The sequence below is a fragment of the Psychrobacter sp. Ps3 genome (assembly GCF_022129275.1).
Lineage (GTDB): Bacteria > Pseudomonadota > Gammaproteobacteria > Pseudomonadales > Moraxellaceae > Psychrobacter > Psychrobacter submarinus.
The window spans coordinates 34,575-58,374 of the sequence record NZ_JADQAL010000011.1 but is presented as its reverse complement, the minus strand read 5'-3'; the positions used below and the strand labels follow the sequence as shown (position 1 = coordinate 58,374).

General features: G+C 44.5%; 18 protein-coding genes. 8 read left to right on the top strand and 10 right to left on the bottom strand.

The genetic code is table 11. The features are described 5' to 3' along the window. The first annotated feature begins 314 nt into the window (after window positions 1–314). The 3 genes from I3248_RS05415 to I3248_RS05405 are packed head-to-tail and all read left to right on the top strand — an operon-like array spanning window position 315 to window position 3,001. Window positions 315–1,823: a cytochrome ubiquinol oxidase subunit I gene (locus I3248_RS05415; protein WP_238062845.1), complete on the top strand. Its 1,509-nt coding sequence runs from the start codon at window positions 315–317 to the stop codon at window positions 1,821–1,823. Next, window positions 1,823–2,839 (top strand): cytochrome d ubiquinol oxidase subunit II, encoded by a 1,017-nt coding sequence (cydB, locus tag I3248_RS05410; RefSeq protein ID WP_025647067.1) that lies wholly within the window; start codon window positions 1,823–1,825, stop codon window positions 2,837–2,839. The genes I3248_RS05415 and cydB overlap by 1 nt, the downstream gene beginning before the upstream one ends. 45 nt (window positions 2,840–2,884) lie before the next feature. After that, on the top strand, window positions 2,885–3,001 hold the full coding sequence (locus I3248_RS05405) for a DUF2474 domain-containing protein (protein WP_156923998.1): 117 nt from the start codon (window positions 2,885–2,887) through the stop codon (window positions 2,999–3,001). A gap of 109 nt (window positions 3,002–3,110) precedes the next feature. Here I3248_RS05405 and I3248_RS05400 read toward each other — a convergent pair whose 3' ends face one another. The 3 genes from I3248_RS05400 to I3248_RS05390 all read right to left on the bottom strand — a co-directional run bounded on the left by I3248_RS05400 (window position 3,111) and on the right by I3248_RS05390 (window position 6,091). Then, window positions 3,111–3,860, bottom strand: coding sequence for an MBL fold metallo-hydrolase (locus tag I3248_RS05400; RefSeq protein WP_201558057.1), 750 nt, complete (start codon window positions 3,858–3,860; stop codon window positions 3,111–3,113). Between the two features lie 299 nt (window positions 3,861–4,159). Next, a complete protein-coding gene (murU, locus tag I3248_RS05395; RefSeq protein WP_238062843.1) occupies window positions 4,160–4,888 on the bottom strand; it encodes an N-acetylmuramate alpha-1-phosphate uridylyltransferase MurU in 729 nt (242 codons plus the stop codon). Window positions 4,889–4,924: 36 nt separating this feature from the next. Beyond that, window positions 4,925–6,091 carry a phosphotransferase gene (locus tag I3248_RS05390; protein WP_227501949.1) on the bottom strand — a complete coding sequence of 389 codons (1,167 nt, stop codon included), beginning with the start codon at window positions 6,089–6,091 and terminating at the stop codon, window positions 4,925–4,927. A gap of 380 nt (window positions 6,092–6,471) precedes the next feature. Here I3248_RS05390 and lptD point away from each other — a divergent pair, with 380 nt between their 5' ends. The 3 genes from lptD to I3248_RS05375 all read left to right on the top strand — a co-directional run bounded on the left by lptD (window position 6,472) and on the right by I3248_RS05375 (window position 11,740). Then, entirely contained in the window at window positions 6,472–9,429 is a 2,958-nt protein-coding gene (lptD, locus tag I3248_RS05385; protein WP_238062841.1) for an LPS assembly protein LptD, read from the top strand. Between the two features lie 101 nt (window positions 9,430–9,530). Next, entirely contained in the window at window positions 9,531–10,928 is a 1,398-nt protein-coding gene (locus I3248_RS05380; RefSeq protein WP_238062839.1) for a peptidylprolyl isomerase, read from the top strand. A 539-nt stretch (window positions 10,929–11,467) separates the two neighbouring features. After that, window positions 11,468–11,740 (top strand): hypothetical protein, encoded by a 273-nt coding sequence (locus tag I3248_RS05375; protein WP_238062837.1) that lies wholly within the window; start codon window positions 11,468–11,470, stop codon window positions 11,738–11,740. Between the two features lie 417 nt (window positions 11,741–12,157). On the opposite strand, the gene I3248_RS05370 is transcribed toward I3248_RS05375, so the two are convergent. Then, entirely contained in the window at window positions 12,158–13,312 is a 1,155-nt protein-coding gene (locus tag I3248_RS05370; protein ID WP_238062836.1) for an endonuclease/exonuclease/phosphatase family protein, read from the bottom strand. 320 nt (window positions 13,313–13,632) lie between these two features. On the opposite strand from I3248_RS05370, the gene asd reads away from it, so the two are divergent. Together asd and tgt are read left to right on the top strand one after the other, a co-directional pair. Further along, entirely contained in the window at window positions 13,633–14,766 is a 1,134-nt protein-coding gene (asd, locus tag I3248_RS05365) for an aspartate-semialdehyde dehydrogenase (RefSeq protein ID WP_238062834.1), read from the top strand. A 238-nt stretch (window positions 14,767–15,004) separates the two neighbouring features. Next, entirely contained in the window at window positions 15,005–16,156 is a 1,152-nt protein-coding gene (gene tgt, locus I3248_RS05360) for a tRNA guanosine(34) transglycosylase Tgt (protein ID WP_238062832.1), read from the top strand. 106 nt (window positions 16,157–16,262) lie between these two features. On the opposite strand, the gene I3248_RS05355 is transcribed toward tgt, so the two are convergent. The 6 genes from I3248_RS05355 to bamA all read right to left on the bottom strand — a co-directional run bounded on the left by I3248_RS05355 (window position 16,263) and on the right by bamA (window position 23,708). Beyond that, complete coding sequence (locus tag I3248_RS05355; protein WP_084212669.1) at window positions 16,263–16,397, bottom strand: methionine/alanine import family NSS transporter small subunit; 135 nt, start codon at window positions 16,395–16,397, stop codon at window positions 16,263–16,265. A gap of 40 nt (window positions 16,398–16,437) precedes the next feature. After that, complete coding sequence (locus I3248_RS05350) at window positions 16,438–17,955, bottom strand: sodium-dependent transporter (RefSeq protein WP_238062830.1); 1,518 nt, start codon at window positions 17,953–17,955, stop codon at window positions 16,438–16,440. Between the two features lie 283 nt (window positions 17,956–18,238). Beyond that, window positions 18,239–19,018 (bottom strand): acyl-ACP--UDP-N-acetylglucosamine O-acyltransferase, encoded by a 780-nt coding sequence (gene lpxA / locus I3248_RS05345; RefSeq protein ID WP_025647078.1) that lies wholly within the window; start codon window positions 19,016–19,018, stop codon window positions 18,239–18,241. 66 nt (window positions 19,019–19,084) lie between these two features. Continuing rightward, the gene (gene fabZ / locus I3248_RS05340; protein ID WP_238062829.1) at window positions 19,085–19,594 is read right to left on the bottom strand and encodes a 3-hydroxyacyl-ACP dehydratase FabZ; all 510 of its coding nucleotides are present in this window, start codon (window positions 19,592–19,594) and stop codon (window positions 19,085–19,087) included. A gap of 475 nt (window positions 19,595–20,069) precedes the next feature. Then, the gene (gene lpxD, locus I3248_RS05335; protein ID WP_238062828.1) at window positions 20,070–21,086 is read right to left on the bottom strand and encodes a UDP-3-O-(3-hydroxymyristoyl)glucosamine N-acyltransferase; all 1,017 of its coding nucleotides are present in this window, start codon (window positions 21,084–21,086) and stop codon (window positions 20,070–20,072) included. A gap of 171 nt (window positions 21,087–21,257) precedes the next feature. Continuing rightward, window positions 21,258–23,708 carry an outer membrane protein assembly factor BamA gene (gene bamA / locus I3248_RS05330; RefSeq protein WP_238062821.1) on the bottom strand — a complete coding sequence of 817 codons (2,451 nt, stop codon included), beginning with the start codon at window positions 23,706–23,708 and terminating at the stop codon, window positions 21,258–21,260. Between the last annotated feature and the right edge of the window lie 92 nt (window positions 23,709–23,800).

Sequence of the window (23,800 nt, the reverse complement as noted above, 5' to 3'; positions counted from 1 at the left end):
ATTTTCACAGTTTTGGTTTTCAATAGCCTCGCCATGACTGCTAGGTATGCTTTGGTAACATGGCGTAACTTGCACCCGCTGTACAGCGAGCGCATAATGACTTCGATATCATCTTCAGTCGTATCTAGTAAGACTACTCAATTGTTTAGATCGATTGTCTAGATAGTAAAAATATAGTTTATAAGGACATAGATTCCACACCAGCCAAATTATTTTTGGCTATTGCCCGTGATAAAGGTTTATATATTGCGGACAGTTACTTGCGCGTATTATGGATAGTTACGCCAATCAGCTAACCAATATAGGTAACCCTTATGTTTGCCTCTTTTATGATAGATCAAATGGACGCGCTGATGCTCGCGCGTATTCAGTTCGCTTTTGTCATCTCTTTTCATATTGTCTTTCCGGCGTTCTCTATTGGTCTTGCCAGCTGGCTGACCGTATTAGAATTTCGCTGGCTCAAAACGGGTGATCCCATCTACGCTGAGGTCTACAAGCACTGGGTGAAGATATTCGCCGTGGTGTTCGGTCTTGGCGTGGTATCAGGCGTGGTGATGTCCTACCAGTTCGGCACCAACTGGGCCGTATTCTCCGACAAAGCCGGTAACGTCTTAGGGCCTTTGCTCGCTTATGAGGTGTTAACTGCCTTTTTCTTAGAAGCATCATTCTTAGGTATTATGCTGTTTGGGTGGGGGCGCGTCAGCAAACGCATGCACTTTGCCTCGACGGCAATTGTCGCTGTCGGCACGCTGATATCAGCCACTTGGATTTTATCAGCTAATAGCTTTATGCAGACGCCGCAAGGCTTTATGATAGGCGCTGATGGCCTTCTGTATCCAACCAATTGGCTTGAGATTATCTTTAACCCCTCCTTCCCTTACCGTCTTGCACATATGGTGACGGCAGCATTTTTGACTACTGCTTTTGTCATCGGTGGTATTGGTGCCTATTACCTGCAGTCCAAAAAGCATCAAGATCATCGCCAACATGGCCGCGTGATGCTAGGTATGGCGATGATTATGGCCATTTTTGTAGCGCCGCTACAAGTGCTCATCGGTGATGAGCATGGCTTGAACACCTTTGAACATCAGCCTGCAAAAGTGGCGGCGATGGAAGGTATTTGGGAAGACGAGCGCGGCGCGGCACTACGTTTATTCGCGATACCTGATCAAGATAACCAAACCAATAAGTACGAGGTGAGTATCCCTTATGTCTCGGGTTTAATTTTGACCCATTCATTAGATGGAGAAGTCAAAGGACTCAAAAATTGGGCTGTCGAGGATCAACCGCCTGTTGCTATTGTCTTTTGGGCATTTAGGATTATGGTGGGTATTGGTATGCTCATGGTACTTGTTGGCTTATTTAGTGTTTACAAGTACTTTAAAAAACAACAATTTAATCCTGAGAGTAAATGGTTCCATAGGGCTTGGATGTTTATGACGCCGATGGGCTTTATTGCGATACTAGCTGGCTGGTTCGTCACCGAAACAGGACGTCAACCCTGGACCGTCTATGAAGTCATTCGTACTAGCGAGAGTATGTCGCCCATTGCAGCACAGCAGGTGGCGACGACTTTGATTGGCTTTATCGTACTGTATATCTTTGTCTTTGGCGCAGGTAGCTTTTACATTATCCGCCTGATTACTCAAGGGCCTAAACCGTACGAGGATCCTTCAGAGGATACTTACTATGATCATTCTGTGACCGAAGCTCAGGGCCGTGCTTTGAGTGGTGATAATGCGCCGCAAGAAAAAACAAAGGATAAGAGTGATGAGCATCTAGACAGTCCTGCTGATGATGTTGATGATGGAGGGTTGCGCTAATGTTTAACTTTGGTGATGTATTAGACTTACCCCTTATCTGGGGCGGACTTATCGCGCTATCGGTCTTTATCTATGTGCTACTCGATGGCTTTGATTTGGGCTGCGGTATTTTGTTTCCCTTTGCAGGCTCAGATAAGAACCGAAGCCGGATAATGAACTCTATCGCCCCATTTTGGGATGGTAACGAGACCTGGCTAGTGCTTGGCGGCGGCGGCTTGTTTGCCGCTTTTCCTGTCGCTTATGGCATTATCATGAGCGGCTTGTATCTACCTGTGACCTTTATGCTCTTTGGACTCATTATGCGCGGGGTGGCCTTTGAGTTTCGCTTTAAAGCCAATACCCGTCGTCATGTTTGGGACACGTTTTTCTTTGTAGGCTCAGTGATCGCTACCTTCTCACAAGGCATTATGCTTGGCGCTTTGGTACAAGGACTCGAGGCCAGCAACCGCTTATATACTGGCGGTCCGTTTGACTGGCTCACGCCCTTCTCTATCGTTTGTGGTTTTGCCATGATTATCGGCTATGCGCTACTGGGTTCCACTTGGCTGATTATTAAGACAGAACACACGCTACAAGTATGGGCGCGCAAAGTCTCAGGTTGGATGCTCTCAGCGCTTATAGCCTCTATGATTGTAGTTACCGCCTTTATGTTCTTCTCTGATATTGAGGCGCTCGAGGGTTGGTTTAGCTTCCCAGGTCTGCTATATCTTGCCCCTATGCCGATTGTCGTATTGGCTCTGTTCTTTTTGATGCGTAAAGACCTTAAAACAGAACGTGAATATCGTCCATTTTTGTTAGCCGTAGCGCTGTTTTTAATGGGTTATATTGGCGTCTGTTTTGCTATATTCCCATATATAGTGCCTTATCAGATGACCATTTATGAAGCGGCAGCCGCCGATACCTCATTGTCGTTTATGCTGATAGGCGCGGTTATCATGTTACCGATTATCTTAAGCTACACTGCGTTTGCCTATTATACGTTCAAGGGCAAATCTGATCACAATCCGATGTACTGATATCTAATCAATAACAGATGTCATAGACAATAAAGGGAGAGGATTATGAAAAAGCTAAGTAAAAAACAAAGCCAATGGGCGTGGTTCGTGGGTTTATATTTGGCAGGGTTTTTAGTCGTTTTTACCTTTGCACAATTAATTAGGCTTGCGATGGGACTATAAACTCCATCAGTAAAAAAACGCAGTCTTGATTATCAAGGCTGCGTTTTTTATTACGCTTATAAGCTGCGTGTCCATTGTTAGTCCTAGAAATTGTTAGTCCTAGAACAGGCTAGCCTTGCGGACTTTGTGTCATTTGGCGACAGTATCCTGCCAAGTTCTCAGGTAAATCCTCTGGACAAACGCCGCACTGCTTATTACCCGGTACCGCATAATCGATAAATTTTGGATACGGCAGGTTTAGATTATTCATAATGACCCTAAACTCCTCTATCGTCGTATCACCGCCAAGTCTTGGGTTGCGCTTTTTTTCTTGCGCAATTGAAGACACAAACCTCTCTTTATAGTCATGTGCAGGATACACTAAGGTCTCATCTGGTAAAGAAAACAGTTTGTCTCTTACAGAATGATACAGGGCGTCTGCGTCACCATTTTGAAAGTCCGTGCGACCGCAGCCTTCAATCAGTAAAGCGTCTCCTGTAAACACCCGCCCATCAAAGATATAGGCAAAATGCCCATCAGTATGCCCTGGTGTATGCAAAGGATGCAAAGTAATGCCATCAAGCTCAAAGGGAACGCCGTCCTCTAAACCAATATCTGCGCACTCCAAGCGATCATAAGCAGGTGCTGCAATCTTACTGCCAACCTCACGCTTCATCTCCAACGCTGCGGTAATATGATCAGCATGAATATGCGTATCAATGGTATAAGCTAGAGTCAAGCCAAGCTTATGTAGCTCAGCGAGGTCGCGATCCATCGTCGCAATGACAGGATCAATCAAGACGGCTTGTCCAGTACTCGTGTCCCCTATCAAATAGGTATAAGTACTAGAGAGCGGTTCATATAATTGCTTAAAAATCATAATCACTCCTTTTTGATATGCGTTGTTTATCGATACTGATATTTTGTAGTTTATCATTTCAGTAAAGTTAATATTTTCTATATTTAATCATTATATATTACATTATAGTATATATAATAATAAATATCTGGGTGCTGTGATAAATTTGGTAACGTACAAGCGATTACTAGTATTACGTTCCATTAACAAGGTTTAATATGCTGTAATCTGAATCAGTACCTGTATTAAAAAGGCTGCACTATTGTAATAGCGCAGCCTTTTTAATGATTGTCACGGTTCAACTGTTCAATCAATGACTTTTAAGAATCAGATTTATCATTTGTAGAATGATGTTTAACAAACGCATTGACTTGCTCTAAGCGCTCAGGCGTACCGACATCTATCCAGTTATCGGTAATCACTTCGGCGGTGATCTGAAACTTAAGCATCGCTTGCTTAAGTAGTGGCGCAAGAGCAGCAGGCTGACCACTGACTAGACCATCTAGTAGTCTTGGTGACATCACACTAATACCAGCGAAAGTATACTTATCCGCATCAGCAATCGGCTGCTCGCTTGCCAAGCCATTATTGATAGCGAAATCACCACCGTTATTATGCTCAGGATTATCAATCAATAATAGGTGCGCGCGTTGATCGGCACTAAGCTCATAGCTTTGTAATTGCGCAAAATCATAAGTCGTCCATACATCAGAATTGACTAAAATAAACGGCTCATCTCGTAGCTTACCCGTTTGCAGCGCCTGAAAAATCCCGCCTGCTGTCTCTAATGGCTCATCGCCTTCTTCTGACCAATGCAAATTTACGCCATATTGTGAGCCATCACCTAGCGCTGCCATCAGCTTGTCAGCGAGCCATGAGATATTGATGGTGATATCAGTAATACCAGCTGCTTGTAGTGCTTTGATATGCCAGACAATCAAAGGCTGTCCACCGACTTCAACGAGTGGTTTTGGTGTCTCAAGGGTCAACGGACGCAGGCGTGTACCTTTGCCTGCTGCTAATATCATCGCTTGCGTTATTGCAGACATATCTGCTCCCTGATGTTATAAATTAGTGTAATAGGTTTAAATATACTGCTGCACAAACTTAGCCTGATAAGCGGGTAATACGGTCTCTTCCATCCACTGCTTAAAGGGAATAAGTGCCTGCTTTACCTCCTCACTACCCTGCTTACTCAGCCAGTCAAGCTCGAAGAGTAAATCGCTCATGACCTTTGGAATATCGGCCAGATAACGACTCTTACCATCACGCTCAAACAAACGAATAAAGATACCGAGCACCTTTAGATGACGCTGAACGCCCATCACATTGACATCGTTTTCAAGCTGCTCAGCACTATCAGTAGTGGTCAGCTCAGCGTTTTTCTGTCTCTGCCAAAAGTCCTTAATCCAGCTAGAGATTTGCACTTCAGGCCAGTCGACATAAGCATCACGGACTAAGGAGACCAAATCATAACTATAAGCGCCGATAACTGCGTCTTGAAAATCGATGACGCCTAAGCGCGAATGATCAGCTTGGTCTTGCATCAGATTACGACTGTGATAATCGCGGTGAACGACGACTTGTGGCTGCCGCAAAATCTCATTAATTAATGTTGTTTTGACAGTCTGCCAAAGACTAGCGTCTAAACTGACCTCAATGTGCGGTATAAACCAGTCACTAAATAAGTCCATCTCGCGATTGAGCAGCTCTTCATTATAATCAGGCAGCTGGTGCTTATCTTTGGCAGTCTCTACCGGCACTTGCTGCAGTGCAATCAAAGTCTGCATAGCCGCTTGATAATACGCATCGACTTGCGCCGGAGTTGCCCCAACCAGTAAGTGCGCAAACTCCACCGTACCAAAATCTTGCAGCACCAAAAACCCTTGCTCCATATCTTGCGCGATAAGGGTTGGTACATTAATCGCTGGTGCCATTAAAGCGGTGACGTTGATAAACTGCTGCATCGCTTGCTGCTCATCAGCTGAGTCCATCACTATATAATGCTCAGCTTCATCACTATCTGATTGGTTTAACCATTGTAGACGATGGTACTGACGACTGCTGGCATCCCCTGGCAAACTGTCGAGCTTAAAGTCTTGACCGGCAAATACTTGCTGCAACCAATGCAGTAGCTGCTGCTGACGCTCATCAGCGGCCTCGGTATCGCTCCCTATTTGCGTTGGGGTTTGGATGCTGATTGTAGAATCAGTATTCTTAAGCATTTTATCTGTCATCGCGCTAGTAGTCATAAAAAAATCGCCGGTTAAATAGAGTGATAAGTCAGGCAAATACTTGCTAAAATAACGAACCATCTGAGAGTGCTTAGTATTTTTATCCGTCTTATTGACTCGCTACTCACGATTAGCCCGCTTATCAATAAGTAAATACCTTGCTGCATTACAAAATTTGCAGCAATAGTGTAGCTGATTTGGTTTTTTTTGACTATCATAAGTCAAAATAATTGTCGCTTTGCTCATTACCCACTCATTGAACAAAGATTAAACTAGTTTTTCGCGTTATAAAGTTGAGTAGCTAACTTTTGGTTTGATACTTGCTTTTAAGATTCATTGACTATCTGTCTCTATCGTCATCCAGTCGGCTAATAGGTTCTACAATCATAGGTGTGCCCTTGTTATATTCTCCGCTCTACCAAAGCATTCGCATGATTTTATTCGGTGCGTTAAGCCTATCTAGCTTAGCCGTTAGTGCTGCTATCACCGATGATGACCAACAGATGAGCGAGCCTTTGGCGACTGAAGGAGCTGAACGCGCAGTGGCGGATCTCGATACAGCTAGCGCTAATGATATGGCCGTGACGTCCCTAGAGAAGAGTACCGCTATAAGCTCAGTAACTGCTGTAGATAACAACACTGCGCTAGAAAACGATGATGCACAAATAGCGGCTAACATGGATACAGAGCAGATTGCGGTTGTTAACTCCACTATCGAGGCTAACACTGATACTGATACTGACATTACTGCTACTAATGTTGAAAATTTAAATTTCGACGACGACACTATTCAAGATAGCTTGATGCGCTTGGCAGAATTTTATGAATTAAAACCCGATAGCGATGTGACTAATGTTAACCAGGCGGCCACCAATACTGCCGCAAGCCTAGTCGATAACGGCGTACCTATCGCGGAGCTAGATAACACCTTAGAGACAAAGCAAACCTTGCCCAAGTTAGGGAGTGATTTAAATGTTGTTCCCATTACTGTCGATACTGCGCCGCGCTGTGAAGGTCAATGGGTCTACCCTGATCGCAATCCAAATTACCAGCGGGCAATAAATGAGGCCAATCGCGACGCCAATGCGCCTCTAAACGATCAAGACTCTATATATGCTGAGTCTGATTATGGTTATTATGATAATGTTGATTATGCTGAGTTGTCTGGCAACGTGATTATCGATCAAGGTGAGCAGCATATCGAGGCCCAAAAAGTAGTTTTGGATCTCAGTAGTGGCGTGGCAGCAGCACAAGGGCAAGTGATGTTCACTGACCAAGCGATTGGCAATGCGCCAAACCGCGGTACGGCAACCGAGCGCCCGGCGGCCACTGTTAATGATAAAGTCTCACAAGGTGGTTTGATTGGCGTCGCTGATAGCTTAGCTTATAATACCCAAAACCAGCAGTCGACGGCCCGCGATGTCGCTTTTGCTAGCGTTCCTTTACAAGCGCATGGTTATGCCAAACAGCTTAACCGCCCTAATGAGAGCCAATACAATCTTGATGGCGTGATGTTCACCACTTGCCCGCCCACTGACCGTAAGTGGCAGCTCGAAGCAAAAAATATCGACTTAGATACCGATACTGGCCGCGGCGAAGCTTATAACACCACCTTTAGAGTCGCTGATGTGCCGGTGCTTTATTTACCTTATTTCAACTTTCCTATCGACTCACGCCGTAGCAGTGGCTTTTTATTGCCTAATGCCAGCATCGATAGTGAAAGCGGCTTAGAGATAGATGTTCCTTATTATTTTAATTTAGCGCCTAACTATGATGCCACGCTCAACACCCATCTTTATACCAATCGTAACCCCATGCTCTCAGGAGAGTTTCGTTATCTAACCGAAAATTATGGTGAAGGTATACTCAGCGGCTCCTATTTGCCTAATGATAAAGAGTATGATGGTGAGGATCGTAGCAGTCTGTTTTATGATCACTATTGGTCCTCTAATAGCATTCCGCGCTTGAGCGGTGATGCCAAATACAGCTATGTCTCTGACGCGGACTATCTTAATGATTTTGATACTTTAGGGTTATCTGACAATACGCTCAACCTGCCGCGCCGGGCTCGGCTCAATTATTACAACGACTATATCAATGGTGAGCTCAAAGTTGAAACCTATCAGACTCTCGACGCTTTTACCAATACTGGCGAGCGCTTAGAAGATAAAGATAAACCTTACTCGCGCTTACCACAGCTATCTCTCAACTATCGCCTGCCTTGGTCTGATAATATAAACTTCACAGGGGTTCATGACTCAGCCTACTTTAAAAAGTCGATTGACGATGGCTCTGAGGCCGAAAAAAGCGGCGTTAGAGTTTATAATAAGCTAAGCGCCGCTTATCCTATCGAGGCTGCGTGGGGGTATATCAACCCTAAGCTGAGTTTACAGCACCTATATACTTCCTATGATCAAGACAGCTTAGACGCTAATAATCTCGATGAAGACGATGGTAGCCAGTCCGTATTTGTCCCGCAAGCAAGCATCGATGCTGGTCTGAACTTTTATCAGTCAGGCTCACCTTTTGGCGCTTTTGATGACACCATGGGTGGTTATCAGCTACTGAGTCCGCGGCTCAAATATACCTACTCTCCTTTTGAAGATCAGAACGATATTCCTAACTTCAACACGCGTATCGCTTCTATTAACTATCAGCAGCTCTTCTCGGACAGCTGGTTTTTGGGGTATGATCGTCTGCAAGATTTGCACGCCATTACCCCTGGTATCAATTATCGTTACATCGATGCAACGGGTGTGACACGTTTTGATGGTAGCATTGCAGAGCAGTTTTATTATGATGATGGCCGAGTAACTTTAGAAGATCAGACGCCAGTATTCGACACTGACTCGTCAGGAATGGTTTGGAATACTAGCACTCAGCCTTATAATAACGTTTGGGTCGATGTCAGCGGCGCGCTAAACAGTAGCTATGATCTAAATTACATCACTACTGAGCTACGGTACCAGCCTTCAAGCAATAGCTTATTCAACGTCGGCTTCGTCAAGCGTCAAGAAGATGAAAACACCAACCAGCTTCCTATTTCAGCGCTAACGGCGTCAGCTATCTTTCCAATAAATAGCAACTGGCGAGTACTAGCACAAGGGCAGTATGACTATCGGCGCAACCAAACCCTCGATGCGTTAGTTGGCATAGATTACGAAGATTGCTGCATTGGCTTTGCCGTTTATGGTCGTCGTTATTATAATGATCTAAATATCAACGATAAACCCAATCAAGCTATCATGGCTGAAATTAGGCTCAATGGTTTAGGCAGTGACAGTGGCCGCTTAACTCGCCTATTAGCAGATAAAGTATTAGGGTTTGAGCCGACACAAACGGCTTGGAAAGACTAGCAAACGATCTACCCTATCGCTATTTAAAGTTGGCTTTTTGCCTACCAGTGCATGCCGCTGATCAACCCATAACCGACATGACGACATCAATAAGGATTATCATGAGACTTTTTTCTTTACGCCAGACGAACCGAGCCATACTCATGAGTATGAGCGCCAGTCTGGGTCTTGTACTCGCGTTGAATGCTCAAGCGGCTACTGTTGAACCGACTAATACTCAAAATGCTAGTGCTCAAAGCCAGAATACCAACCGTCTAACCTCTGCTACCAGTACCGATGGCATCATCGCGCTAGTCAATGATAACGCTATTTTAAAAAGCGATTTGATCAATGCTATCATGCAAACCCGAGCAAGAGCGCAAGCGGCAGGCCAGCCTATTGCCAACTCACCGCAGCTACAATCTGAAGTTCTTAACGGCTTGATTCAGCGCGAGTTACAGCTCTCCCTTGCCAATAGACTTGGCTTACAGCCTGACGATGCGGCTATCAATCAGCGTTTGGCGCAGATTGCTCAAGCAGAAGGCGTTAATAGCCTCGCCGGTCTACAACAAAAACTAGATGCCAACCAGCCAGGTCGTTATGCTGCCCTACGAGCGAAGTTGTTTGAAGATGCCGCTATCCAAGCCTTGCAGCAGCGCCAAGTCAGTAGCCGAGTCCGTATCAGCGAGCAGGATGTCGATGCTTTTTTAGCTTCCCCTGAAGCCAAACGTCTTAACCAAAATGAATATCAGACCATTCACGTGCGTGTGCCTTATATTGACGACTACAGCCGGCTGTCAGCCGCTCAGCGCGAGCAGGCGCTTGCCGTAGCAAAGACTCTGCGCACTCGGTTATTAGAGTCTAATGTCGATGTAGAGGCAGCAATGAGCGCCGCGCAAGGTAGCTACCCTATTCCACTACAAGGTGGCGATATGGGCTTTCATAGCGCTGCTGCGCTGCCAACTGAGCTATCAAGCCAGATTACTAAGCTCGACGTTGGTGAAGTGAGCGCGCCTTTGGTCACTCCAGAAGGAATCGATATCGTCAAGCTAGCCGATAAAACCGTCAATAACAAAATGATTGTGCCCCAATGGGATGTTCGACATATCTTGGTCAAAATCGATGAGTTACAGACTGATAGCCTAGCCCAGCAAAAAATCAACGATCTGTATGAGCAGCTGCGTCAAGGTGCGGATTTTGCCAGCTTAGCCTCGACTTATTCTGATGATCCCGGCTCTGCTGGACGCGGCGGCGATTTGAACTGGGTTGGCGAAGGTGAGATGGTTGGAGAATTCGAAGCGGTAATGAAGAACACTACCGTCGGCGACTATTCTGCACCCTTTAGAAGCCAGTTTGGCTGGCACATACTAAAAGTCGATGATAAGCGCCAACAAGATATCAGTAACGAGTATCGTCGTGACCTAGCTCGCCAAGCCCTGTATCAACGCTTAGCACCACAAGCCACAGAAGACTGGTTACAAGAGCTACGAGCAGGCGCCTACATTCAAGTGATTGAATGATAGCGCTTAGATCGCTCACAGACCCTTATACATTTATCTCATTATCTTAAATCTGTAAGTTCTAGTCTGCGCAGTTACAAAGGGTATATGCCAAAGCATATGCCCTTTTTTTATTCTTCACGCAAAAGTCCATTAGACTCTATTCTAATAATGCTCGAATGATGCAATTATTGCTTCCAAGTCACTATTCGTAACTCATTAAAACCTTGTTAAATCTTTATTGATAATAAGAACTAAACAATTATTCTGCCGATACCATCTAAATCCTAATTATTCACGGTTAGAGTGTACTTTGTACTATGACTCTCTACAATTATCTAGCTTAGCTATAGATTAATTATTAATAAAAACAAACACTTAAATACAAAAAGATGTCTTTTGATACCCAAGTATTATTTTCTATTTTTCATGCTATTGGTAAAATCAACATTAAATACAACCGCTTAGGTTTCGCCACGCTATCAGTGATATTAATAACAAAATACTGATAATAAAGGGCGTACTAATACTAGCGGTAACTAATATCAATAGGAGAATCAGTGATAAATACTGGAGACGTACTCATTTGCACAAGTGGAAATCAATTCTATAAAGAAGGCGAGTTATATACCGTCGGCGACTTTGTGAATGATAAATACTTTATTTTATTTACAGGTCATGACGATGAGCATTGGTATGCCACCATCGGTGAGCAAGGTATATATGTCAGTTTTGAGTGTCTAACTGAAGAGTGCAGCGATGCTTGGTTTGCCGTTACTGAAGACAAGAATGATGACTGGCTTAATGCCTATAATACTCTAGACCACGCTTAAAAATAGCCAAACATTATCTATAAAGTTTTAGAAGTATTAAAAGTTAGCAGCGTGTGTAATTAGCAGCATTTTTTATTAATAAGAGCTTCATCGAAAAAACTATAGATAAGAAAAAACCCGAACCTTGGGCAATAGGTTCGGGTTATTGGTATTTCGTTTTATTATTATTCTATCCTTGATGACTTATAATCAGTCCTCTCTAAGCCATTTTACACCGACTCATAACGCTTGAGCTGACTCAAGGCTATGCTATAAGCCTCAACACTGCATCCTTGACTATCCTTGTGTTGATGAGTCTATTATAGGCTGACCTCACCGCGCAAACTAGACGCCAAAAGCCCTATTTTTTGTACGCTTATGCTTACAGAGGATTTGAGTCATTTGTCTATGTCATATGTAAGTATAATATGAAAATACCTATACCGGTTTTGCTGCCTGGTCTTGTTGTGCTTCGTAGTCTTCTTCAGCATGTTGTTGTGAGACTTTTTCTCCCTCTTCTTTACCTTCTTCGATTTTATGATTGGTCTCTTGGATGTCTTCAGCATCAGCTGTAGGAGCGTTTTGTTCCTGCTTACTGGCCTTTTGCGGCTCGTATTGTAAGGTAGTCATCACCGGGAAATGATCGGAGCCAATAGAGGGCATTCGACTGATATCTACTAGCGTAAAGCACGCACTATGGAAGATATGATCTAACGCCCAACGCAAAAAAGGATATTTGACGTGAAAGGTATTGATAAAATAACGCCCAATACGCGGATCAAGCAAGCCTGAAATGCGCTGAAAACGGCGCGTGGTTTTTGACCATGCCACATCATTGAGATCGCCTGCTAATATAGCCGTTTGCTCATGCTCTTTGATGTGTTTGCCGACCATCAGCAGCTCTGCATCACGCGTCGTGGATTTATCTGCTTCAGTAGGGCTTGGCGGCATAGGATGCAGACAATACAGCCAAATCACTCGGCCACTTTGCAGGCGTAACTGACTGTGAATTGAGGGAATATCATCGATAATCAGATACTTAATCTCAGGATCTATCAGCTCAAGCTTTGAGTACAAGTGCATGCCATATAAGTTGTCTAAGGGAACTTTGACCGTATAAGGATAGTCAGGCTCTATCTGCTCAAGCGCTCGCTCCCACTTCTTATCTGTCTCCAACGCGATCAGAATATCGGGGTTTTTGTCGTTTACCAAATCGACTAAATCTTGCTTTTGCTCATTTGGCGTTAATACATTAGACACCATGATTTTGATCTGGTGCTCAGCCAGCTTTGGGTCATCGGTGGCGTTTTGTACTTCTTTTTTCCATAACTGCGTATAAGGAATCACCATTCTAAGCTGATAAACTAAAGTCAGACTCAAGGCCAAAAACAATAGCCACTGACCTATCTGCCACTCAGAGTAGAATAAAATCATCGCCGCCCAAGCGACGACTCCTAACACCATAATCTGGATGCGCGGAAACTCGACTACTCGGACCCACCAATTATCAAGGGGCATCCAGCCCCAAATGGTCACAAAGGTGATAAACCCTGCTAACCATTGCGCGCCGTAATACAGTAAAGAGATATCCATAATATAGCTAACCATGTATTTAGATAAAAGCTAGGCCAAGAGTAAAGTCTGACTCAATAAATATATTTATTATCATTTTTAATTGTCGTACTTAATTTTCAAACTTACTTTTGGCCTTTTATTAAGAAGCCTACTTTAGCATTTCATTAAGCGAATAAACATTATAAAACGTTACTGTTTAGAGCTCATGAATAGTAACGATATAGCAGTAAAAGAAATTTATCGAAAAATCTTGCTTTTTTGTTCTATTCACGGCATTGTTACGGGTTGTCCTTGTCACAAACTATGTCACAAACCATCGTACAAGAGGAAGGCATTTCATGAGTAATTTAACAGTAGGTTTAGTAGGCTGGCGCGGTATGGTCGGCTCAGTGCTGATTGAGCGTATGCGCGAAGAAAAAGACTTCACCGGTATCACCCCGGTGTTTTTTTCAACCAGTAACAGCGGCGGCGATGCGCCAAGCTTTGATGGTATTAGCCCAAGTAAACTCAAAGATGCTCATGATATTAAGTCTTTAGCGGACTGCGATGTGATTATTACCTGCCAAGGCGGCGACTATACCCAAAAAGTGCACCAGCCTCTGCGCGATAGCGGCTGGGAGGGTTATTGGATTGATGCTGCTAGTACTTTACGTATGGATGAAGATAGCATCATTATTTTAGATCCCGTCAATCGTAGTGTGATTGATAACGCTTTAGCTCATGGCAAAAAAGACTTTATTGGTGGTAACTGTACGGTATCGCTTATGCTGATGGCTATCGGTGAGCTGTTCAACAGAGGCTGGGTGGAATGGGTCAGCGCGATGACTTATCAAGCAGCAAGTGGCTCTGGCGCTAACAATATGCGTGAACTTATCAGCGGTATGGGCGTATTACAAGATGCGGTCAAAGCTGAGCTGTCTGATCCTGCCAGTGCAATCTTGGATATCGATAAAAAGATCGCCGAGACTCAGCGCTCAGCCGATTTTCCTCAGCAGTATTTTGGCGTGCCCCTAGCTGGTAGCTTGATTCCTTATATCGATTCGCAAATGGACAATCAGCAATCAAGAGAAGAATGGAAAGGCGGCGTTGAAACCAATAAGATCCTTGGTAATGATGAACAGAGTAATATTCCTATCGATGGTATGTGTGTCCGTATCGGTGCGATGCGCTGTCATGCTCAGGGTCTGACTATCAAGCTCAAAAAAGACATCCCGCTAAGCGAGATTGAAGAGGCGCTTCAAGGTAGCGATAATAAATGGCTAGATGTAGTTGAGGATACTAAGGAAGCTACAGTCGAGCGTTTAACGCCAGTAGCAGTGACAGGTACTTTAACCGTAGCTCTAGGTCGCCTGCGTAAGCTCAATATGGGGCCTGAATATTTAGGTGCATTTACTGTCGGTGACCAGCTGCTATGGGGCGCTGCAGAGCCTTTACGCCGGATGCTAAACATCATTCGTGAGCAAAACAGCTAAGTTTGACTCAAAGCATCGACTATAAAAAGACAGCATATGCTGTCTTTTTTTATGCATATAGCTTCGCGCTAACACCTAATTGATTGGATCTACACTACCCTTGCTCACATCATTGTCTATATCATTACAGCATGAGCAACAATGGCTTCTCTTAAGCGTATAGAGATAACCGTGCGCAAAAAACCGCTAATAATGATATAATTAGCGCCATTTTCATAGCTCAGATAGCGATTATAATATGCAATTTACTTTACATAAAACTGCTAGCGGCGAGACACGCGCCCGCCGCGGTACCGTTCATCTCAATCATGGCGATGTACAAACGCCTGCTTTTATGCCTGTTGGCACTTACGGCACGGTGAAAGGCATGCTGCCTCGTGATATCGAGGCCATTGGCGCCGACATTATCCTTGGCAATACCTTTCATCTTTGGCTGCGCCCGGGTACTGATATCATCGATCAGTTCGGCGGCCTGCATAAATTCATGCACTGGGACAAGCCAATCTTGACCGACTCTGGTGGCTTTCAGGTCTTCAGCCTTGGCGCAATGCGTAAAATCACCGAAGAAGGCGTACATTTTAAGTCGCCTATTGATGGCGCGAAAGTGTTTTTATCACCTGAAAAATCGATGCAGATTCAGTATAGTCTGAATTCCGACATCGTCATGCAGTTCGATGAGTGTACGCCCTATCCGGCCACGCACGCTGAAGCGAAGAAATCTTTGGAGCTCTCCTTGCGTTGGGGGCAGCGCTGTCTTAATGAGCATCAAAACCTTGGCAGTACTAATGCGCTTTTTGGTATCGTGCAAGGCAGTATGTATAGCGACTTACGTCAGCAGTCACTTGAGGGTTTACTTGAGATTGGTTTTGATGGTTATGCTATCGGCGGTCTCTCTGTGGGTGAACCTAAAGAGGAGATGATGGCGGTATTAGATTACCTACCTGATGATATGCCAGCCGATAAGCCGCGCTATCTGATGGGCGTTGGTAAGCCTGAGGATCTAATCGAAGGTGTGCGCCGCGGCGTTGATATGTTTGACTGCGTCATGCCAACCCGTAATGCACGTAATGGTCATTACTTCATCACTGGTGATGCTGATAACACTGGAGTGGTACGCATTCGTAATAGCCAATATCGTACGGATACAGGCCCACTAGATCCTGAATGTGACTGCTACACCTGTCAGAACTTTAGCCGCGCTTATCTTTACCATCTCAATAAATGCAAAGAGATGTTAGGCGCGCAATTAGCAACTATTCATAACCTACGTTATTATCAGCGCTTGATGGCAGGTATTAGAGACGCTATCGAAGCGGATATTTTTGATGAGTTTGTGAGTGAGTTTTATAGCAAGCGCGGGCAACAAGTACCTGAGCTAACGCTGCATTAAGTCATATAGCTGTTGATAAAGGCTCTTATTTCTGTCTCTGTTCATACTAAAAAAGCCAGTCACTCATATGAGTGACTGGCTTTTTTACATTTATCTAATGATAGTCTTAATAAATTTGATCATCAGGTAGCTGCTGCATGGGAATATCAGGGTGTTTTCTTAGATGTAAAACAGCTAAGAGTAAACCGCCCCATATAAGCAGCATGGAGATAATCATAAAAATAATGGCTGAAGTTGACATAATTTATTCCTATTAAAGTGCTCATCTAAGAGCAGTATGATTAGCGTGCATCATCAAGAGCGCGAGCTTTATCATCTTCTTCGTCATGGATACCTTTCATACGAGAGAGTATAAAGGCACCTAAGCCAAATAGTACCACCACGCCCCAACCAAATAGTAATAAAATGGTTGTTGAGTAGCCTTCATAAGGGTTTTGTACTAAATCAACTAATCTCATACCTAGCGCAATGACCAGTACAACAGGCGTAATAACCGTCAGCATAAATACCCAAGCACCGCCTAATTTGACACTAGACACCTGATTGATATGCGCTATTAAACCTGGGATTTTGCGGCGATTAAACCAAGTGACCAAGACAATAGACATGAGTCCACCTGCGACGATACCGATGTTATTAGCAAAATGATCAATCACATCGACCAATACCAATGAGCTACCCGTAGAGAAAGCTGAGATAGATATAACCGCAGATAGACCCACGATTATGGCTACTGCTTTTTTGCGCGACCAGTCAAATTTACTTTGAAACGCAGAGACGGGTACTTCTAGGATACTAATTAATGAGCTAATACCAGCAACCACCAAAGAGCCAAAGAATAAGAAACCGACAAAGTCGCCACTAGCGCCCATAGTAGAGATGATTTTGGGGAAAACAAAGAAGGCTAGTCCAACGCCGCCACTCGCGACTTCAGCAACATCTTGACCGGTTGACATCGCCATAAAGCCAATAGCTGAGAAGATACCGATACCTGCAATAAGCTCAAATGAGGAGTTAGCAAAACCAACCACTAAGCCTGCGCCTGTTAAGTTAGTGTTCTTTTTAAGGTACGAGGCATAAGTCACCATGATACCAAAACCCACTGATAGCGAGAAAAACACATGCCCATAAGCAGCTAGCCAAACACTAGGATCCGCCATTCTGGTCCAGTTTGGTTCAAAAAAGGCATTCAAACCAACCACAGATCCTGGCAAAGTGACGGCTTTGAAAACCATAATACCAAACAGCACAATAAGTAGTGGTAAGCAGATTTTGTTCGCAAGCTCCACGCCTTTTCGGATACCGCCAAACATAATCAATAGCGCTAAAGCCCAGACAATCACTAGACCTGTAAACATCTGCGGTACAAAGACGGAGGTCAGCTCGCCAGTATGCTGTATAAAGTCACTGACAAAGAAGTTAGTGGTATCCTCGCCCCACTTTTGTCCAAACGAGAAGACCATATAACTACCCGCCCAAACAATGACGGCGGCGTAATAGATGGCAATAACAAAAGAGACCAAAGATTGCCACCAACCGACAAACTGACCAGATGGTGAGAATCTCTTATAAGCTCGCGGCGCGGCGGCGCGGTACTTATGGCCAATAATATAATCTAAAAATAATAACGGGATACCGGCGGTTAATAAGGCGATAAGATAAGGCACCATAAATGCCCCACCACCATTATCATAAGCCACATAAGGAAAGCGCCAAATATTCCCTAATCCAACTGCTGAACCGACAGCTGCTAGAATGAATCCAGTACGACTGGACCAATTTTCCCTTTGCTGTGCCATATAACACTCCTAAAATTCACTGGTGTTCTCTTTTAATGCCCTTTAAGTACCTTAAACGGTGCACTTTAGAGCAGCAAGATAATCAAAGAGACTACCAGTCAGCTATTGGTTAAAATAAGTTACTAAAACCTTACTACATATGACTTGAAAGTTTCTGCTAATCGAAAGCAAATGTCAAGCAATGATAAACACAAAAAGCCATAACGTTATGTTATGGCTTTTAATGATAAAGATTATGACGTTTAGACTCGAAATGATAGTACCAACTGTGCTGAGCTAAATTTTAACGGACGACACCGCGTTTACTGTGCTCTAAAGAGTCAATGAGTAGCTGGATTTTTGGCTCTTTGGGTAGCAGCTCATTTTGTAAAACCTCAAGCGCTTGGACAGTGGTCAGACCAGACCTAAAAACGACACGGTAAGCTTGACGTAAGACGTCGATAGTCTGTTTCGACCAGTCTTTTCGGCGCATGCCTTCTATATTTAGACCATGAGCGCCTGCCGGATTGCCCGATACCATAGTAAAAGCCGCCACATCTTTTAGAATAAGGCTCGCTCCACCGACTAAGCTGTAGTCATCAACGCGGCAGAACTGGTGAATACCAGAATTGCCACCAATGATAGTATGATCGCCGATGGTCACGTGTCCGGCAATGCCAACGTTATTTGCTAAGACATTGTGGCTACCAATGGTACAGTCATGAGCAATATGGGTATTGACCATCAGTAAGTTGTGACTGCCAATCTTAGTGATAGTAGCGTCTTGCGCGGTACCGCGGTGCAAGCTACAAGCCTCTCGAATAGTATTATGATCACCAATCTCAAGCCAAGTACGCTCACCGGCATACTTAAGATCTTGCGGATCCTCGCCGATACTAGCGAACTGATAAAACTGATTGTGCTGTCCTATACGTGTCAACTTAGCCACTACCACATGACGATGCAAGATCGTGTGAGCGCCGATAGACACCTCATCACCAACGATACAATACGGTCCTATAACCGCCGTCTCGTCAATAGTTGCGGAAGGTGAGATGAGTGCTGTAGGGTGAATCTGGCTCATAGTACAGGCCTTAGTATCATCTAATTCAATGGAATAATAAAAGTAGTTCGTGCTGATTTGTCGAGGTTATTTCTCTTGGCGAGCAATCATAATCTGAGCGCTGACGGCGAGCTGATGCTCAACGTGAACCGTACAGTCAAACTTATAAATACCTTGCTTTTGCATAGTAATCTTAGAGCGAATGATAAGCTGATCCCCTGGTATTACTTGCCGTTTGAAGCGCACCTTATCTACTCCGGCAAACAGGTAGAGATAGCCATCCTTAGAGGTCAAACCGGCACTGATAAACCCTAAAACACCAGAAACTTGCGCCATACACTCAACCATCAACACCCCTGGCATAATAGGCTCGTCCGGGAAATGACCATTAAAAAACTCTTCGTTGATGGTGACGTTTTTTATACCGGTAATCCACTCCCCTGGTCGACAAGCCGTAATCCGATCGACTAGCATAAAAGGATAACGGTGCGGTAAATAATGCTTCAAATCATGATAAGTCAGCGGTAAGCTCAAACCGTTTGTTGCTAACTTATTGATATCTTCATCCGTTAACTTATCGAAATCAATGGCACTCATAATGGGCTTCCTTGCGGTACTCGCAATCAAAATATAAATTAGAAATATGCTGTTTTAGGGCGTGTTGAACATTCACAAGAAGGCACTGCTGATAGCTGCTAGTTAATCAAAGCTGTGTTCTAGTCGTCGGGAAAATTGCAGGTAATGCAGATGCCTTAGCTTAATTTTTACAACGACTAGGGCGATTTTAGCATCAGCCCTCACTCTAACAACAGGGACAGGACTCTTTTTTGCCGCTTTATTGATAAAAACTGACGTATAGAATGACTATACTTACAATTTTTATCTGCAAATCGTCTAAAAAATAGTCTCTGTCAGTGCCACGGTCGAATGTCCAACACGCCCTAGACAGACATTTTTAAAACAGATCACTTTAAATCAGTTAAATAAAAAATAGTCACATCTAAAACCAGTTGCTTTTTAAATTGGAGACTTTTAAAACAGTTGCTTTGGCTGTTGGCGTAGGGTTGACTACTCAATCATTACCCATTTGACGAAAACGTACTGCCGCGCGTCGCCATTTGGCTGTAGGCATAGCGGCTGTACCCGATGAATAAGAGCCTGAGGTTTTGATCGATTTTGTCACCATAGTCATACCAGATAAAGTGACATCGTCAGCAATCTCAATATGACCGTTGATACCGACAGCGCCGCCCACGATACAGCGCTTACCAAGGCGAGTGCTGCCTGCGATACCAGTATGAGCGGCGATGGCAGAGCCGTCACCAATATGGACGTTATGCGCTATTTGTACTAAATTATCGATAATCACATGATTACCGATAACCGTATCATCAATAGCGCCGCGATCGATACAGGTATTGCTACCTATCCGTACCTGATCGCCAATGACCACACGCCCTAGCTGAGCAATACGCTCCCAGCCACTATCACTCGGATTTTTGGTCGGGGCGAAGCCAAAACCTTCGCTACCTATACTAGCGCCGGCGTGAATTCTCACTTGGTTGCCGATGATACAGTCGTGACCGATAACCACTTGTGACTTAAAGTGACAACGCTCACCAATACTCGTATCAGCTCCAATAACCACATGGGCGTCAAGACAACTGCCTGCGCCTATCTGCGCGCGCGCGCCAACCACACAAAACGGCCCTATGCTGACCCCTTCACCGATGATAGCACTATCAGCAATGCTTGCTGCCGGGTGTATGACGCCAGTCTCAGGCTTTGACTCAAATAACTGAGTACTACTCGCATAAGCCAAATAAGGATTGGCAACGACCAAGGCTATCGTCGGTGCGCGGGCAATCTCAGCATGCAGCTCACTGACTAACACGGCTCCAGTCTCACTAGCGGCAAGATAAGAGAGGTATTTTGGATCCGCCAAAAAGCTGAGCTGGGTGCTAGTAGCGGTAGCCAAACTGCCGACGCCGCTGATTTCAAAATCAAGCTGCTCAGGGCTTAGCGCCGACTTGTTCAGTACAGGTTGGCGCTGCTCAATTTGTGTAATGAGATGCTCAATGGTAGTCATAGTCAGTAACACTGCTAATAGTATAGTAAAACAATATAGTGAAAATAGGCACTAAGCTAAGATAAGCTAACAGTTTAGCTCAGTCATTCGTAATGCTCTATCGCTTAAGAGCTGACGTGTTAGTCAGCTCTCCATCAAGCCGTTATGGCAGCGCATTAAAAGTAAGGTCAATTAAAAGGTACTACCAATTTGGAACTGGACTTTTTCGGTCTCGTCGCCTTCTTTGTCGCCAATAGGTACCGCATAACTGATCGAAATAGGTCCGATAGGCGTATACCAAGTTACGCCAGCACCGGCGCTAAAACGCAGATCATTGTCTTGCGTTAATAATGGAACATCTACAGGATTATCATCTCCATCTACAGGACGCTCACCCGTTACCGGGTCAACGAAGTTGCGATCTTCTCTATCGGTAGTATCAAAGACTTGTCCACCTTCCGCGAATAATACCGGACGTACTTGATCCGCCCAATCGCCTTTGAATGGCATAGGCAAGATAAGCTCAGTACCAAAGCTTGCTAAGGCGTTACCACCGACCTCTTCGTCTCTGATACGATCACGACCAAGAACCGCATCAGAATAAGCTTTCGATCTAGGGCCTAAACTTGAGGACTCATAGCCACGTACAGAGCCATAACCACCAGCGTAGAAATTCTCATAAAAAGGCAAGTCATTGCCATAGCCAAGCTTAGTATAACCGCGCGCAATCACATCTTTATAAATCGGATAGTAGACGTTACCGCGATAAATGGCTTTTTGATAATCGGCATCGCCAAAGCCAATAGTCGCATCGACGCTATGGCTCATGCCCTTCGTGGGAAACACTGGGCGATCTAGCGTGCTGTAGTCCCAGCCTAGGAGTAAATTATAGCTGGTATAGTCATTCTTAAAGGTAGAAGCACCTTCAATAGGCTTACCATTTTCATCTACAATTTCACTAAATGAGCCCCCATTGTCGACAATCTGGTCGACGTTAGACACGCCAAGGAAGCGCCCGCCGCGAACCTCAGTATTATCGATGTTGATACCAGCGCTTATGCGTTTAGTCTCGTCAACAGGATAGCTATAGTTAAGCGTAGCACCATAAGAGTCGGTGACATAGTTACTGACGTTTCTATCATCATATTTGGTCTCACGGTAATAAGCACTAACCCCTTGTGAGACGCCATTTTCAGTGAAGTAAGGATCGGTATATCCTAAGCTATAAGAGTCGCGCGTCTCTGAGCGTGAAAGTGCGGCATTGACGCGGTTACCGGTGCCCATAAAGTTGTTTTGAGTGAGGTCTAACTGGAAAGTTACCCCGCCACTTTGAGAGTAACCAGCGGCAATCGTTGAGCTACCTGAGGGTTGTTCTTCAACGGTATAGTTCACATCGACTTGGTCTGGCTGATTGGGCACCGATTTAACATCAACGTTAACGGTTTTAAAGAAACCGGTGCGCAATAAACGCGTGCGCGATAGCTGGATTTTTTCGTTAGAGGCCAGCGAGCCTTCTAACTGACGCATCTCTCGGCGCAGTACTTCGTCTTGGGTTTTTATGTTGCCGTTGAAATTAATACGGCGCACATAAATAGGTCTTACCGGATCGATATAATAGTCAACATCGACGATCTTGGTGTCGTCATTAATACGCGGTACTGGGCGAATCTGCGCTAGATAATAGCCTTCATTGCCATAACGGTTTTTGAGCGCAGCAGTTGTTGCATCAAGCTTAGCTTGCGAGTACTGCTCATCGGCATTAAAGGTCACAAGCTCGCTTAGGTCATTGACATCGAATTTGGGCTCACCCAAAAAGCTAATATCCCCAAACTGGTATTGGTCGCCTTCGGTTAAGCTGATTTCAATAAAGACGCTTTTTTTATCTTCACTGATATTGAGTATGGCGTTGTCAACGTTAAAGCGCACATAACCATCGTTTTGGTACAGCGCTTTTAGGTTCTCTAAACTTGCGCCTAGCTTTTCTTTGGCGTAGCGATCTGACTTAGAGATGATATTGGCCCATGAGGTTTCTTTTACCGCGAACACATCTTTAATCTCTTCATCACTAAAGTGCTGATTACCAATAATATTAATATCAACTACTTTGGCCGCTTTGCCTTCGATGAAGCGCACGTCAAGCTTGACCCGATTACCATCTAGCAAAGTCTGATCCACTTCGATACTGCTGTTGTAATAGCCTTGAGAGATATACTGCTGCTGCAGCTCATTAGCGACACCTTGTAGCGTCGCTTGCTTGAGTACGTCGCCGACTGATAGGCCAGCGTTTTCTAGGCCTTGCTCTAGCCCTTCTTTGGGAATAAGCTGGTTGCCCTCAAAATTGACTTCGGCAATGACAGGACGTTCAACGACATCAAAAGTCAGCTGACTACCCTCGACACGGCTTTGAATGTTAGCGAAGTTGTCAGTAGCATACAAAGCTTTAATACTAGCCGCTAAGCTGGCATCGGTCACCGTATCACCGACGCTAATGGGCAACACTGGATAAAGACTATCGGGAGTCAGGCGTTGTAATCCGGTGAAACCAATGTCAGTTGCCACAAAATCTGCCGCTTGTGCAGAAACACTCATCATGGCTACCACTAACGGCAACCCAGCCGCGCTCGTAAGTAAAGGCGTACGCATAAATACTATCCGTCAATAAAAAACTTGCTTAAGTTAAGGTAAAAAAGCATATTTTGTCTACCTTATTGAGACTTTGCTTATGGCTCATTAAG

Bases quoted from the DNA above. Each gene is read 5' to 3' on its own strand.
- I3248_RS05415 (WP_238062845.1), top strand. From the start codon at position 315: ATGTTTGCCTCTTTTATGATAGATCAAATGGACGCGCTGATGCTCGCG.
- cydB (WP_025647067.1), top strand. From the start codon at position 1,823: ATGTTTAACTTTGGTGATGTATTAGACTTACCCCTTATCTGGGGCGGA.
- I3248_RS05405 (WP_156923998.1), top strand. From the start codon at position 2,885: ATGAAAAAGCTAAGTAAAAAACAAAGCCAATGGGCGTGGTTCGTGGGT.
- I3248_RS05400 (WP_201558057.1), bottom strand. From the start codon at position 3,860: ATGATTTTTAAGCAATTATATGAACCGCTCTCTAGTACTTATACCTAT.
- murU (WP_238062843.1), bottom strand. From the start codon at position 4,888: ATGTCTGCAATAACGCAAGCGATGATATTAGCAGCAGGCAAAGGTACA.
- I3248_RS05390 (WP_227501949.1), bottom strand. From the start codon at position 6,091: ATGACTACTAGCGCGATGACAGATAAAATGCTTAAGAATACTGATTCT.
- I3248_RS05380 (WP_238062839.1), top strand. From the start codon at position 9,531: ATGAGACTTTTTTCTTTACGCCAGACGAACCGAGCCATACTCATGAGT.
- I3248_RS05370 (WP_238062836.1), bottom strand. From the start codon at position 13,312: ATGGATATCTCTTTACTGTATTACGGCGCGCAATGGTTAGCAGGGTTT.
- asd (WP_238062834.1), top strand. From the start codon at position 13,633: ATGAGTAATTTAACAGTAGGTTTAGTAGGCTGGCGCGGTATGGTCGGC.
- tgt (WP_238062832.1), top strand. From the start codon at position 15,005: ATGCAATTTACTTTACATAAAACTGCTAGCGGCGAGACACGCGCCCGC.
- I3248_RS05355 (WP_084212669.1), bottom strand. From the start codon at position 16,397: ATGTCAACTTCAGCCATTATTTTTATGATTATCTCCATGCTGCTTATA.
- I3248_RS05350 (WP_238062830.1), bottom strand. From the start codon at position 17,955: ATGGCACAGCAAAGGGAAAATTGGTCCAGTCGTACTGGATTCATTCTA.
- lpxA (WP_025647078.1), bottom strand. From the start codon at position 19,018: ATGAGCCAGATTCACCCTACAGCACTCATCTCACCTTCCGCAACTATT.
- fabZ (WP_238062829.1), bottom strand. From the start codon at position 19,594: ATGAGTGCCATTGATTTCGATAAGTTAACGGATGAAGATATCAATAAG.
- lpxD (WP_238062828.1), bottom strand. From the start codon at position 21,086: ATGACTACCATTGAGCATCTCATTACACAAATTGAGCAGCGCCAACCT.
- bamA (WP_238062821.1), bottom strand. From the start codon at position 23,708: ATGCGTACGCCTTTACTTACGAGCGCGGCTGGGTTGCCGTTAGTGGTA.